The organism is Duganella sp. GW821-FHT01E12 (genome assembly GCF_059422325.1).
The window spans coordinates 107,660-121,854 of sequence record NZ_JBWKWR010000005.1; the positions used below are offsets into that span (position 1 = coordinate 107,660).

Below are 14,195 nucleotides of genomic sequence, written 5' to 3' on the forward strand. Positions count from 1 at the left end.
CAGTTTCCAATAAAAAAAAGCCCCTGGCTTCGTCAGCCAAGAGCTTACCTCAAACCGGCGCGCGGGCGCCGTTCGAAGGCGGCGCCGGGATCAATCGTCCTTGGCGCCGTCGATGCCGAGTTCGGCGATCTTGCGGGTGATGGTGTTGCGGCCTATGCCCAGGCGCACCGCCGCGTCGTTCTTGCGGCCGTGCGTGTGCTTGAGCGCGGTGCGGATCAGCGCCGACTCGAACTGCCGGCCCAGCACCGCCATCACTTCCTGCTGTCCGCCGCTGAGCATGGCGGCGGCCTGCGCCTCCAGCAAGCCCAGCCAGGCGTCCGGCGCGCCGGCCGGGGGCTGGGCGCTGGCGGCCTCGGCCACGGGAACCGACATCACCGTGCCGTGGTGCTGGATCGGCGCGTAGCTTTCGGACGGCGCCGCAGCATGGCCCTGGCCCTGCTCCTGGGTCAGCTCCAGCGGCAGGTCCTTGACTTCCACCGTCTGGCCCGGCGCCATCACGGTGATCCAGTTGCACAGGTTTTCCAGCTGGCGCACATTGCCCGGAAGGTCCAGACCGCTGAGGAACTGCAGCGTGGCGTCGCTCATGCGCTTGGCCTCCACGCCCAGCTGCTTGGCGCTCTGCACCAGGAAGTGGCGCACCAAAATAGGGATGTCCTCGCGCCGCTCCCTCAAACTGGGCAGGCGCAGGCGGATCACGTTCAGGCGGTGGTACAAGTCCTCGCGGAACAAGCCCTCGCGCACGCGCTGTTCAAGATTCTGGTGCGTCGCCGTGATCACGCGCACGTTGGCCTTGAGCGGCTGGTGGCCGCCGACGCGGTAGAAGTGGCCGTCCGACAGCACGCGCAGCAAACGCGTCTGCAGGTCGAAGGGCATGTCGCCGATCTCGTCGAGGAACAGCGTGCCGTTCTCGGCCTGTTCGAAGCGGCCGCGGCGCGTGGTCTGGGCGCCGGTGAAGGCGCCGCGCTCGTGGCCGAACAGTTCGGACTCGAGCAAGTCCTTGGGGATGGCCGCCGTGTTCAAGGCGATGAAGGGCTGCGACGCGCGCGGGCTGTGCTTGTGCAGCGCACGCGCCACCAGCTCCTTGCCCGAGCCCGATTCGCCGGTGATCAGCACCGTCACGTTCGATTGCGACAGGCGGCCGATGGCGCGGAACACCTCCTGCATGGCCGGCGCCTGGCCAAGGATCTCGGGCGTTTCCGACGGCCCCGATTCGACGCTGGTCTCGCGCAGGCTCTCGTCCAGCGCGCGGCGGATCAGCTCGACGGCCTTGTCGATGTCGAACGGCTTGGCCAGGTATTCGAAGGCGCCGCCCTGGAAGGCCGCGACGGCCGAGTCCAGGTCGGAGAAGGCGGTGATGATGATGACCGGCAGGCCGGGGAAGCGCGACTTCACCAGCTGCAGCAGGTCGAGGCCGGAGTCGCCCGGCATGCGGATGTCGGACACCAGCACCTGCGGCGTCTCGAACTCCAGCGCGGCGATGGCGTCGCGCGCGTTGGCAAAACTCTTGGTGGCGAGGTTTTCCCGCGCCAGCGCTTTTTCCAGTACCCAGCGGATCGATTCGTCGTCGTCTACTATCCAGATTGGCTTCATGTGTTGTGTGTATCCCGCAATATGGATCGTCAATCAAGGGACTCGGCACCCGCCCCTGCTTGCCTGGGCTTATGGCAGCGGCAGCAGGATGCGGAAGTCCGTATATCCAGGCCGGCTCTCACACTCGATCACGCCCATGTGCTGCTGCACGAAGGTTTGCGCTAGGGTCAAGCCCAAGCCGCTGCCCCCTTCCCTGCCCGATACCAAGGGGTAGAAAATCCGGTCGCGGATCTGGGGTGCGATACCCGGTCCATTGTCGATGATATGCAAGTCTAATGCCAGCCCGTAGCGGACCTTGGCCAGCGTGACCTGACGCGCCACGCGCGTCTTGAAAACGATCTCCGCGTCGCCCGCCTCGATGCGGCCGGCGAGCGCCTGGGCGGCGTTGTGCGCGATGTTGAGCACGGTCTGGATCAGCTGCTCCTTGTCGCCGCGGAACTCGGGGATGGAGGCGTCGTAGTCGCGCAGGATGGTCAGGCCGGACGGGAACTCGGCCAGCATCAGGCTGCGCACGCGCTCGAGCACCTCGTGGATGTTGACGTCGCCGACAATGTGCGGCCGGCGGTGCGGCGCCAGCAGGCGGTCGACCAGCGTCTGCAGCCGGTCGGCCTCCTTGATGATGACCTGGGTGTACTCGCGCAGCTGGCCGGCATGCAGCGCCGGCAGTTCCATCTCCAGCAGCTGCGCGGCGCCGCGGATGCCGCCCAGCGGGTTCTTGATCTCGTGCGCCAGGTTGCGGATCAGCTCCTTGTTGACCTGGCTCTGGTCGAGGATGCGCTCCTCGCGGTCCAGCTTGAGGTGCTGCAGGTGCTCGCGCAGCTCGATCAGCACGTGGCCGGGCGGGTCTTCCAGCGCCGAGACGATGCTGTGCACATGCAGCGGATCGCGGCCGGCGCGCTCCAGCATCAGGTCCTGGCGCAGGTCGGAGAACTTGTGCTCGCGGGCCTGCGTGCAGATGTTGTCGAGCTCGCAGGGATTGAGGAACTGCGCGCTCAGCGTCTGGCGCGACAGCGCCTTGAGCGAGCTCTCCAGCAAATTCTCGGCGGCCGCGTTGGCGTAGACGAAGCGGCCTTCGGCGTCCAGCAGCACCACGGCCGAAGCCAGCAGCTCCAGGCCGGCCAGGGCCGGCGGCCGGTGCTTGCCGGCGTTGTGACTGATGGGGTTCAAACTGGTCATCGGATATTCGCGATCTCACGTTTTAAGGCTTCGATATTCTTTTCCGAGCGGCTGATGCTGTCGCGCATGCCGGCCACCCGGTCCAGGTATTTGGCGTAGTTGCGCTCGTCGCCGCGCCGTTCCGGCTCGCCGTTGTTGAACTCCTTGCGCAGCTCGGCCAGCTTTTGCGTCTCGCTTTTCAGCTCGTCCTCCAGGATGGCGCGGCGGTCGGCGTCGCGCGCGCGCTGCTCGGCGCTGTCGACGCGGGGAAAGTCGCCCGGCGTGCTGAGCGGCGCCGGCACGCTGCGCGCAGGCGTCCCCTGGCGGCGCGGCGGCGCCGGAATCACGGTGCCCGGCAAGTCCATGGACTTGCAATGGCTGCCGCGGTTGACGTCGGTGTACTCGATGCTGCCGCTGGGCGATACGCATTTGTAGATCTGCGCATGGGCCGCGCCGCAGCCCAGCAGCGCCAGCACTACACATCGTTTGAAACTAGTTGTCATTCGTAATCCGTGGGTGGAACTATCCATCCCGAATATACAACATCCAAAGAAAAACGCGGGGAAAGCGCCGCTCGCCCCGCGTTTTTTGCTTCATCACAGGCGCCGGCGTGGCCGGCGCGCTGCAATTACAGCGAGTAGTACATGTCGAACTCGGCAGGGTGAGTCGTCATGCGCATGCGCTGGACGTCCTGCATTTTCAGTTCGATGTAGGCGTCGATCATGGAGTCGCTGAACACGCCGCCACGGGTCAGGAACTCGCGGTCTTTGTTCAGTGCGTCCAGTGCCTCTTCCAGCGACGAGCACACGGTCGGGATCAGCGCGTCTTCTTCCGGCGGCAGGTGGTACAGATCTTTCGATGCTGCCTCGCCCGGGTGGATCTTGTTGGCGATACCGTCCAGGCCGGCCATCAGCAGCGCGGCGAAGCACAGGTAGACGTTGGCCAGTGGGTCCGGGAAGCGGGTTTCGATGCGGCGGCCCTTAGGATTGGCCACGTGCGGAATACGGATCGAGGCCGAGCGGTTGCGGGCCGAGTAGGCCAGCTTGACCGGTGCCTCGAAGCCTGGAACCAGACGCTTGTACGAGTTGGTGCCTGGGTTGGTGATCGCGTTCAGCGCCTTGGCGTGCTTGATGATGCCGCCGATGTAGAACAGCGCGGTGTCGGACAGGCCGGCATAGCCGTCGCCGGCGAACAGGTTGACGCCGTCTTTCCAGATCGACTGGTGCACGTGCATGCCGGAACCGTTGTCGCCAACGATAGGCTTAGGCATGAAGGTGGCGGTCTTGCCGTAGCTGTGGGCCACGTTCCAGACCACGTATTTCAGGTTCTGGGTCCAGTCGGCGCGCTCGACCAGGGTCGAGAACTTGGTGCCGATTTCGTTCTGGCCGGCGCCGGCCACTTCGTGGTGGTGCACTTCGACCGGGATGCCCAGCGATTCGAGGATCAGGCACATTTCCGAACGCATGTCCTGGAAGCTGTCCACTGGTGGCACTGGGAAGTAGCCGCCCTTGACGGTAGGACGGTGGCCGCTGTTGCCGCCTTCGATTTCCTTGTCGGTCGACCACGAGGCTTCGTCGGAATCGATCTTGACGAAGCAGCCGGACATGTCGATCTTCCAGCGCACGCTGTCGAAGATGAAGAACTCTGGCTCAGGGCCGAAGTAGGCGGTGTCGCCCATGCCGGACGATTTCAGGTAGGCTTCAGCGCGCTTGGCGATGGAGCGTGGATCGCGGTCGTAACCCTTGCCGTCCGACGGTTCGATCACGTCGCACTGCATGAACAGGGTGGTCTCTTCCATGAACGGGTCGATGTTCGCGGTGTTTGGATCTGGCAGCAGAATCATGTCCGAAGCTTCGATGCCTTTCCAGCCGGCGATCGAGGAACCGTCGAAGGCGTGGCCCGATTCGAACTTGTCGATGTCGAAGTGCGACACAGGCACGGTGACGTGCTGTTCTTTACCACGGGTGTCGGCGAAACGGAAATCAACGAATTTGACTTCGTTTTCCTGGACCATTTTCAGAACTTCTGCGGCTGTCATTGCCATGCGTATCTCCTAAAGGAATGTGGGGCTCGTGCGCTCTTGGTAAGCAGTATTCATGCCAGCCTAAAGTTCCGGGGCTTGTGTCGATAGCGTCTTTGAACTCGCCGGCAAATGAATCTAAAATTCACGGGCAAGCCCAGGTGACGCTATTTGAGGCAGCTCAATACCGCACCAACTCAGTGCATATTCGAGATTTTGCACCGTATCTGTGCATTTCGGGGAATTTCCTCAAAATTGCACGGCTTTGGTGCGTCCGCGTGTGGTGCACACGCAGGAAGCCTATAATAAACTCAAACTTATTTCTGGAACATGACATGAGCAAAATAGACGAGATTCTTGCGCTGGCGCGCAGCCGCAGCAAAGACTGGCCCTATGCCGGCGCCGTGACGCCGCAGGAAGCGTATGAACTGGTCAGCGCGGACAACGCGGTCAAGCTGGTCGACGTGCGCACCCATGCGGAGCGCGACTGGGTCGGCCGGGTGGCGATACCGGAGGCCCAACATGGTGCGGTCCAGTGGAACCTGTATCCGGGCGGGATCGCCAACCACGAGTTCATCGAGCAGTTGAATTCGGTGGCGCGCAAGGACCAGGTGATCCTGTTCCTGTGCCGCTCCGGCGTGCGCTCGCGCAGCGCGGCCAAGCTGGCCACCGAGCACGGCTACCAGCACTGCTACGACATCCTCGAGGGCTTCGAGGGCGAGAAGGACGAGCGCGGCCACCGCAAGAACATCAACGGCTGGTGCAAGGCCGACCTGCCCTGGATCGGCGCCTAGACCGCCACAGCCTCATCCGGAGCGGGCGCCGACTCGCCCATCAGGAACTGGATGCGCTTGCGCACGAACTGTATGTGGCTGCGCAAGCCGTACAAGCCGTCCGCGAACGATAGCGGGATCGACACCTGGTTGACCAAGTCTTCGATCTCGTTCAGGCGCAGCAGCTGGCGCTCGTAGACCTGCATGCGGATATCCTCCGGCGCCTCCTCCACCGCCTGCTCCACCGCGCGCAGCTGGCCGTACCAGCGGTACACGCGCGAACGGATGCGCCACACGTACAGCGGCGGCACCACCTTGGACAGCGGCAGCAACAACGCGCCCAGCGCCACCACCACCACCCACATGCGGTCGAGGAAATTGGCCAGCCAGAACGTCATGTAGCGTTGCAGCAGCGGCGGGCCGCTCTTGTAGTACTTGGCCGCCTCGGCGTCGACCGGAATCTCGGTGTACTTGGCCGACGGGAACTGGCCCTGCTGCGAGAACCAGCCCGCGCCGCTGTGGATGCTGGCGGCCGCCTGCACGAACAAATCCACCAGCGCCGGATGCAGGTCGTCGCGCGCCACCAGCGTGGCGGTCGGGGCGATCAGATTGTAGTCCTCGGCCGGGATGTCGCGGCCCAGGTCGACGATCCCCTGCGGCAGCACCACATGGCTCAGGAAGGGCAGCTTGCGCGCGTAGGCTTCCGCCTGGTTGAAGTTGAACAGCTTGATGCCCGGCGTCTGCAGCAGCATCTGGATCAGCGGCGCCTCCGGCGCGGAAGTGAACACCAGGCCGTCGATGCGGCCCTCCAGCAGCTCCACCGTGGCCGGCGTGTTGGCCAGCGAGAAGCGCTCCACCTCACCCTTCTCGACGCCGTTCAGTTCCAGCACCTGGCGGAACAGGCGCGGCGCGCCGGCGCCCTTGGGACCGTAGTTGATCTTCATGCCCCGCAGCTGGGTCAGCTGGGTGATGGGCGGCTTGCCCTTGGTCTCGCGCAGGAACAGCCACAGCGGCTCGACAAACAGGCTGCCCAGCGAGGTCAGGCCCTCGCGCTCGGCGGCCTCCTCGTTGGTGGAGCCGCTCTGCACGAAGGCGATATCGACTTCGCCGGCCTTCAGGCGCCTGAGGTTTTCGCCCGAGCCGGCCGACGGCACCAGCGTCACCTTGACGCCGTGCTTGGCCAGCGCGGCCGCGTACTTCTTGCCGAATTCGGAGTAGGCGCTGTTTTCCTGGCCAGTGGCCAGGCGAACCGTGCGCGGCGGCGCCGGATCGACCAGCCAGTAGGCCAGTGCGCAGATGGCGGCAATCAGGGCGATGGAAGGCGCGGCGGCGACGAACAAGTCCCGCACGGAGAATTGCGTGAACTTGAGGATTTTGGACATGTGGTGACGTATCGGTTTCATGGGCTGATACATTGCCAACAAATGCGCGACTATGCAAGGGAAACGCGAAGCCGCCGGCTGAGCGGCGCTTTACCCCTTTAAGGCCGAGGGTCGGACCCCATGCGGGGTCCGACCCTGGTGTGCCGCCGTGCGGGGTGGAATCAACCGCCGCAGGCTTGCAGCGGCGGCGTCGTGGAGGCGGTGGCGTTGCCGCCGGTTTTGACGATCACCGGCGGCGTCGCCCCCGGCTTGGCGACCGGATGCGGTTCGATCAGCGGCATCAGGTTGGGCGCCAGCACCACCAGCAGCTGCACCGGCAGCGCGCTGGTGAAGTCGTAGTTCTTCGATCCCGGCCCGTGCACATACGCCGTCATCGAGCCGAAGAAGCGCTCGCCGATGTTGAACACGAACGTCGCCGAGCGGTTCACATAGCGCGATTCGATCAGCCGTCCGCCGGCGCCGTACACGTCGAAGCGCTGGTCGCCGGTGCCGGTCTTGCCGCCGACCGGTATCACCTTGCCGTCCGAACCGACGAAGGCCATGCGCGCCCGCTTGGCCGTGCCGTCCGACACCACGCCGCGAATCGCGTCGGCCACCACGCGCGCCACCTCCGGCGACAGCACCTGTTCGTTGGCGGTCGGTTTGCCCTTGGTGACCAGGGTCTCGTACGGCGTGCCTTCGGCGAAGTGCAGCGCGCTGATACGCTGGCTGCTCTTGCGCACGCCGCCGTTGACGATAATCCCCATCAGCTCGGCCAGCGCGGCCGGACGGTCGGCCGACGCGCCCAAGGTGGTCGCATACGACGGCACCAGCGATTCAAACGGATAGCCCATCTTCTTCCACTGCTTGTGGATTTCCATGAAGCCTTCCACCTCGATCAGCCCGGCGATGCGCTTGTCCTGCGCGTGCTTGTGGTGGGTCTTGAACAGCCACTGGTAGACTTCCTGCCGCTCCTTCTCGCTGGCGGCCGTCATCTGCGACAGCGTCGCGCCCGGATGCAAGCGCATGTAGGCCGCCATCCACAGCTCCAGCGGGTGCACGCTGGCCAGGTAGCCGCGGTCGGCCAGCGACCACTTGTCGATCGCGTACTGCTCGTACAGCTTGGCCACGCGGTCTTCCGGCACTTCGTTCTGCGACGGCAGGTTGTCCTTCAGGAAGGCGGCGAACTGCTGCTGGCTGGCCAGCGGATACACGGTGCGGTGGATCACCGCCAGCCGCACCGGCGTGCTGCGGATGTTGGCCAGCAGGATCTTGTCGAGCTCGGACTCCGGCTTACCCTTGTACTTGGCGTAGAAGCGCGCCAGGAATTCCTTGCCCTCCTTGTCGGCGAAGCGCGCCAGGTATTGCGCGCGGCGCGGATCGTCCGAGTCGGCCAGCAGCGAGGCCGACGAACCCGGCGTCTGGAACATGTAGTACTTGGCCACGTCGCGCATCAGACGCACGAACACCAGGTTGGTGGAGTGGCGCAGCGCCTCGGTCACGGTCAGGATCTTGCCGTTGTCTTCCTTGGAGAAGTTGCCGAAGTGGTGCAGGCCGCCGCCGGTGAAGAAGCCCTCGCCCGGATTGCCGGAATACTTGCGCTCCATGGCCGCGTTGAGCATCGGCGTCAGCTCGCGTCCGCCCTTCTCCAGCGGCAGCGCCTTGAAATACTCCAGCGCCCATTGCGACAGCTTGTCCTGCGGATCGACCGTCACCTTGCCCAGCGCGGCCGCGTCCATGCCGCCAAACTTCTTGTGCAGCTGGTCGACGATGTCCAGATAGGTCACCAGCGTGCGCAGCTTGGCGGTCGAGCCCAGGTCCAGCTTGGCGCCTTCGTTGATGTCGAGCGGCTGGTCGAAGTTGTCGGTCTGCAGGCGCAGCAGGTTGTTCTGCTCGCCCTTCTCCAGCAAGGTGAAGCTGTACACCACGTTGGCCGGATCGCCGTTGCCCAGCATGCCCTTGCCGGTCAGGCCGGCGGCCTTGGCCTTCTCCGGATCGCGCAGGTCGCGCAGCACCTGCGTGACGGCGGTCTGCGCCTGCGCGTCCAGCGTGCTGGTCACGCTCAGGTCGAGGCGGTCCAGGTTGTACATGCGGTTGTCGCCCAGCAGGTTGGCCAGGTGGTTGCGGATCGCGTTCGAGGCCTTGCGCGACACGAAGGTCATGGCCGGCGCCGACTCCACGCCGCTGCCGGTGGCCGGATGCAGCTTCTGCTGCAAGGCCAGGTCGCGCATGGCCGGCGTGATGATGCCGTCCTGCGCGAGGATGCGCAGGTGGCTGTTGGCCAGCACTTCCAGGTCGGCCGCGCCGTTGCCCAGGTAGTAGCTGGGGCGGCGCTGCGCGATCATCAGGCTCAGCGCTTCCTTGTAGGTCAGCGCGGTTTCCGCGTCGGGATTGTCGAGCTTGCCGCCCAGCAGGCGGTTGAAGTCGGCGAAGCCGCGGCCGTACCACACCCACATGCCGTCGCCGATGCCGTTCACCTCGCCGTAGCCGGGCTTGGCCGACAGCGGCACCGTGTTCAGGTAGTCGATCACGATGCGGCGCCGCGCCTTGGTGGTGTCCGGCCCGTCCTGGTAGGAGCGCAGGCTGGCCGAGACCATCTGCTGCAGCTTGTCCTTCATCGAACCGGTGCGGCCTTCCGGCGAGTGGCGGTACTTTTCGATCTGCGTGGCCAGCGTGCTGCCGCCGGCCGCGCGGTGTCCGCCGGCCACCGAGCTGACGCTCTTCTCGATCACGGCCTTGCCCAGCCGGTCCCACTCGACGGCCGGATTGCGGGTTGGATATTTGGTGTCGAGCAGCTCGCGGTTCTCGATGAACAGCAGGCTGTTGATCAGCGCCATCGGCGCCTGCTCGAACTTGTTGTAGACCCGCTCGGGATAGCTGGCGGCGAACAGCTGCTGCGCGCGGCAGTCGTAGATCGTCAGGCCGGTCTTGGTCTTCTCGCGGTAGGTGGCGAACACGCCCATGTCGGCCAGCTCGGCCATCTTGGGCGAGATGCGCACCTGCGCGCTGACCTGGTAGTCGCGCGCGCTCAGCTTGCCCAGGTAGTCCGGCAGGCCGGCGTAGCCGAGCCGTTCGTCGTACGGGCTGTCTTTCGGGAAGCGGATAGCCTTGCTGGCGCCCGGCTCCATCTTGTACGTCATCTTGCCGATCAGGTCGGTGAAGATGCGCGCCTGCATGCTGGAGGTGCGGGTTTCCTGGATGCCCCAGTACACCGCGAACGACAGGCCGACCAGCAACACCAGCAGGAAGGCGTTGCGCGAGCGCTTGCTCTTCGGCGGTATGGTGGGCGGCGGCGCGTCCATCTGGGCCTGGGCCAGATGCGCCTCGGTCTGCTCGGGTGTGGGGTCGGGCACGACACGCAAGTGCCGTGGACGGCGATAGCCAAACGCTGCGGCGCCTGCGCGCAATTTGCGCACTGCGCGGACAACAAGACGGGGCCGGCGGAAACGACGATTGCTTAACATATGATTCAAACCGGTCAGCTGTTTCAGTAAAACTTACTCGAATGTAGAGCTACATTGCTAGCTTCCATTGCACCACATCGGCGGCGTGCGAACCGGCGTGGAGGCAGAATAATTTTACTGCGCCGTTTGTTTTTCGCAAAAAAACAACGGCGCTCTCTCCGAGGAAAGAACGCCGTCCCGACCCGTCTGATAGCAGTGTGATATTAAGTGTTGCTGAACTCTACATGAAGCTTCTTGAGCTCCGCGCATAAATGCAGAAACGCTGTGGCCGTCTGGGCCGCTTCGCCTTTGACGCCCAGCTCGATATGCCGGCGCGTGTTGGCGTCGCCCACGCTCGGCAGGCTGAACACCTTCACGCGCGGGAACTGCGCCTCGATCGCCACCATCAGCGGCGTCAGCGCCGATTCGGCCGCCTCGTACACCAGCACCGACTGCTCCAGGCGCGGCTCGCGGTTGAACAGGTCGGCGTAGTGGTTGTCCAGCACCCACTCGATCATCGGCCAGGCCATCACCGGGAAGCCCGGCACGAAGTAATGCTTGCGCAGCGCGAAACCGGCAATGTTGTTGTATGGATTAGGAATCAGCGCCGCGCCTTGCGCGAACTCGGCCATCTTCAAACGGTGCAGGTTCTCGGCCGAGTTCAGGTCGACCTGCTGGCCGGCGTCCTGGCCCATTTGCAGGATGCGTTGCTGGATGTTGATCTTGCCCTGCTCGTGCATGACCAGCGGCAGGCCCAGCGCGTTGGCCGCGGCCAGGCGCGTGTGGTCGTCCGGCGTGGCGCCGATGCCGCCGCAGCAGAACACGATGTCGTCGCTGGCGAAGGTGCGCTTGAGCGTGGCCGTGATGCGCTCGGGATCGTCGGCCAGGATCTCGGCCCAGTTCAGCTGCAGGCCGCGCGCCGCCAGCATCTGCACGACCTTGGGGAAATGCTGGTCGACGCGCCTGCCGGACAGGATTTCGTCGCCGATGATGATGAGACCGATCGCCATGCTTGCCTGCTTTCTTTAAGGGGTGGTAACCAGCGCCGCGGCGCGCATGCGCGCCAGAGCATCGAGACAATAATACGCAAACCACAAGCCGGTGAAAATAAACACCAGCACATACAGCCAGATCGAGGCGGCCGCCAGGAAGGGGAAGAACACCACCGCCAGCACCGTGCCGCCCAGCCAGATCGCGCCCGGCAAGGCGCCGGCAAGGCCGGACACCACGCCGATCGCCAGCAGGCGCCAGCGGTGCTCGGCCAGGATCTGGCGGCGTTCCTCGGCCGAAGCGTAGTCGGCCAGCGCATCATAGACCATCACGCGGCAGGTCAGCCAGCCCCACAGCAGCGCCTGCACCACCACCGCCAGCGGCGGGAAGAAGTACAGCGGCAGCGTCAGTATCCACAGGCCGATGAAGATCGCCATGCCGCCCAGCGCGGTGACGGCGCTGCCCACCAGGCTGCCGCCCTTGCGCTGCTCCAGCTGCGGGTAGTGGCGCAGGCCGACGTGGCGGCCGATCAGCGGCATCGCGATCACGCCGATGAAGATCAGCGCGGTCAGTATCATCAGCGGCAGGAACAGCAGCATGGCGATCAGCGGCGGCATCACGGTCTTCAGGAAGGCCAGGCCCAGCGAAGTGAGCAGGTTGCCGGCCGGCGTGAACAGGTTATGCTCGGCGAACTGCGCGTGCACGTAGTCGATCAACGGTTGCAGGCAGAAGTACAGGGTCACGGCCCACACGCCGACCGCCAGCAGGAAGGGTGCCAGGCTCATCGCCAGCATCTTGCCGTGCCACTGCGACAGGAAGGCGCGGCCCCAGGAGCGGATTACATTCGTCATCAGACCACATCCTTGCGTGCGTATTCAACCATGCGCTTCAGGCCCAGCCATTGCTGCGACCAGAAGCCCCTGCCGTACTCGCGTCCCGGCGTGACCACGCCCTGCGCGTCGGTCTGCGGCAACTGGTCGCGGATGCCGGTGGCGGCAAAGGCCGGCGTGAAATTGGCGGTGCCGAAGAGGATGTCCCAGACCGGCAGCAGCACGGCGAAGTTGCAGCCGCCCAGCGTGCCCTGGTCGGCCGCTTCGTGGCCGACGCCGATCGCGTGGTGCATGCGGTGGTAGCGCGGCGACACCAGCAGCCGTTCGCCGACGCGGCCGAAGTGGATGCGCACATTGGCGTGCTGCAGGCTCTGCAGGATGCGCGAGACCGACACCAGCATCACGTACTGCGCCGGCTCGACGCCGATGCACAGCGCGATCACGCCCATGTAGACGTCGCGCAGCAGGTCGTCGAGCAGGTGGTTGCGGTTGTCGCTCCACAGGTTCATGTTCCGCTGGCTGTGGTGCAGGCCGTGCAGGCCCCACCACCAGTTGAACTGGTGCGAGGCGCGGTGGTACCAGTAGTCGAAGAAATCCAGCACGACGAAGTACACCAGGAAGCTGCCCAGCGGACCAAGGGGGGGCCACTGAGCAGGCCACAGCGATTCCAGGTTGAGCGGCTGGAAGCTTTCGAAGCGCAGCATGGCGGCCACGCTGTCCATCAGCGGATCGAGCGTGAAGAAGATCAGCACCGAGAACAGGCCGATGCGGTGCAGCACGGTGTAAACGAAGTCGTTCCGGCGCGCGCGCGGATCGGTGATCTTGTGGACCGGGATCATCGTCTCCAGCGGACGCAGCACCAGGAACAGCAGGGTCAGCTCCAACACGCCGATCAACAGCCATTCGGTGCCCTCGAACGCTTCCTCGACGAATTCGCCGAAGCCGAGCTGGAACACCAGCGGCTGGATCACCGTCTCGAACAACCAGCCTTGGGCGGCGCCCAGCCAGTCGGAAAATAATTGCATCATGGGTGTTTCGAACTCGGCTTGAACTGTGAAAGATAGTCGGGGTGCTCGCGCAGCGTGGCGAAGCAGTAGCCCTTCTGTTCCAGGCCGCTGATCAGCGGCTCCAGGTTGGCCGGCGCCCACGCATCCTTGCGCGACCAGATGCCCATGTGGGCGATGAAGATGTCGCCATCCCGCAAATCGCGCAGGGACTTCTGCAACAATACCGCATTCGGGTAGGCCGTGCTGGAGAGCTCGTCGCCGGCGAAGCCGGCCGGCGCCCAGCCCACGTGGGCGTAGCCGCAGGCCTGCGCCGCCGCCAGCGCGCGCGGCGTGGTGCGGCCGGCCGGCGCGCGCCAGATCGGGTCCAGGTGCTTGCCGGTCAGTTCGACGAAGCGCTGGTCGACGCGTTTGATTTCCTCGCAATACTGCGCCGGCGTCAAGGTCCGCAGCTTGCCGGCGTACTCGCCGAAGCCGGGCTTGACCTGCAGGGCGCCGCCGGCGCCATCCTTGACCAGCACGTCGTGGTCGAAGGTGTGGGAGCCGATCGCATGGCCCTCGGCCACGCGCGCCTTCCAGTAGGCTGCCCAGCTTGGGTCCAGCGAATAATCGCCGTTGACGGTTTTCTCGTTGGCCAGGAAGAAGGTGGCCTTGATCTGGTGGCGCTTGAGCGTGTCCGCGATCAGCGCGGCCTGCGACTGGCTGCCGGTGTCGAAGGTCAGGTAGATGGTGCCCTTGCAGGCGCTGTGGCGCAGCAGCGCCGCCTGCGGCTTGGCGCCTGTGGTGGCCGTGGCCGACGCGGCCGTCACGGCCGCCGCCGCGGGCGCCGACGATGCTGCCGGCGCCGCGGATTCTGCGGGCTCTGCCGGCGCGGCGGCCAGCGCGGCGGCGATGCCGGCGGCCTTGGCTTCGGCCGCGCGCCGCGCCGGGCCATTGAGGCTGCGCGCGTGGGCGTTGGCGGCGCGGGCGGCGTCGTTCAGATCGCGCGCGTCGCTGTTGGCCGCGCTGGCCGTCCGGGCGTTGTCGGCG

11 protein-coding genes are annotated in these 14,195 nt (G+C 65.3%); 1 reads left to right on the forward strand and 10 read right to left on the reverse strand.

Annotated elements, in window-relative coordinates:
- Window positions 1-90: 90 nt before the first annotated feature.
- From ntrC to glnA, 4 genes are all read right to left on the reverse strand, one after another.
- The gene (gene ntrC, locus AC07WS_RS16215; RefSeq protein ID WP_494730086.1) at window positions 91-1,590 is read right to left on the reverse strand and encodes a nitrogen regulation protein NR(I); all 1,500 of its coding nucleotides are present in this window, start codon (window positions 1,588-1,590) and stop codon (window positions 91-93) included.
- A 69-nt stretch (window positions 1,591-1,659) separates the two neighbouring features.
- Window positions 1,660-2,766 (reverse strand): nitrogen regulation protein NR(II), encoded by a 1,107-nt coding sequence (gene glnL, locus AC07WS_RS16220; RefSeq protein ID WP_494730087.1) that lies wholly within the window; start codon window positions 2,764-2,766, stop codon window positions 1,660-1,662.
- Window positions 2,763-3,248, reverse strand: coding sequence for a DUF4124 domain-containing protein (locus tag AC07WS_RS16225; protein WP_494730088.1), 486 nt, complete (start codon window positions 3,246-3,248; stop codon window positions 2,763-2,765). Before AC07WS_RS16225 ends, glnL begins: the two co-directional genes overlap by 4 nt.
- Before the next feature lie 125 nt (window positions 3,249-3,373).
- Complete coding sequence (gene glnA, locus AC07WS_RS16230) at window positions 3,374-4,789, reverse strand: type I glutamate--ammonia ligase (RefSeq protein WP_494730089.1); 1,416 nt, start codon at window positions 4,787-4,789, stop codon at window positions 3,374-3,376.
- Window positions 4,790-5,100: 311 nt separating this feature from the next.
- On the opposite strand from glnA, the gene AC07WS_RS16235 reads away from it, so the two are divergent.
- On the forward strand, window positions 5,101-5,559 hold the full coding sequence (locus tag AC07WS_RS16235) for a rhodanese-like domain-containing protein (RefSeq protein WP_176361104.1): 459 nt from the start codon (window positions 5,101-5,103) through the stop codon (window positions 5,557-5,559).
- Here AC07WS_RS16235 and AC07WS_RS16240 read toward each other — a convergent pair.
- The 6 genes from AC07WS_RS16240 to AC07WS_RS16265 all read right to left on the reverse strand — a co-directional run bounded on the left by AC07WS_RS16240 (window position 5,556) and on the right by AC07WS_RS16265 (window position 13,975).
- On the reverse strand, window positions 5,556-6,920 hold the full coding sequence (locus AC07WS_RS16240) for a TAXI family TRAP transporter solute-binding subunit (protein WP_494730335.1): 1,365 nt from the start codon (window positions 6,918-6,920) through the stop codon (window positions 5,556-5,558). The two genes, AC07WS_RS16235 and AC07WS_RS16240, sit on opposite strands and share 4 nt — an antisense overlap.
- 161 nt (window positions 6,921-7,081) lie before the next feature.
- Window positions 7,082-10,201, reverse strand: coding sequence for a transglycosylase domain-containing protein (locus AC07WS_RS16245; RefSeq protein ID WP_494730336.1), 3,120 nt, complete (start codon window positions 10,199-10,201; stop codon window positions 7,082-7,084).
- 365 nt (window positions 10,202-10,566) lie between these two features.
- Window positions 10,567-11,352, reverse strand: a complete 786-nt coding sequence (locus AC07WS_RS16250) for a competence/damage-inducible protein A (protein WP_494730090.1) — start codon at window positions 11,350-11,352, stop codon at window positions 10,567-10,569.
- Window positions 11,353-11,367: 15 nt separating this feature from the next.
- Window positions 11,368-12,183 (reverse strand): EI24 domain-containing protein, encoded by an 816-nt coding sequence (locus tag AC07WS_RS16255; RefSeq protein ID WP_494730091.1) that lies wholly within the window; start codon window positions 12,181-12,183, stop codon window positions 11,368-11,370.
- Window positions 12,183-13,190: a sterol desaturase family protein gene (locus AC07WS_RS16260; protein WP_494730092.1), complete on the reverse strand. Its 1,008-nt coding sequence runs from the start codon at window positions 13,188-13,190 to the stop codon at window positions 12,183-12,185. The genes AC07WS_RS16255 and AC07WS_RS16260 overlap by 1 nt, the downstream gene beginning before the upstream one ends.
- Window positions 13,187-13,975, reverse strand: coding sequence for a polysaccharide deacetylase family protein (locus AC07WS_RS16265; protein WP_494730337.1), 789 nt, complete (start codon window positions 13,973-13,975; stop codon window positions 13,187-13,189). The genes AC07WS_RS16260 and AC07WS_RS16265 overlap by 4 nt, the downstream gene beginning before the upstream one ends.
- Between the last annotated feature and the right edge of the window lie 220 nt (window positions 13,976-14,195).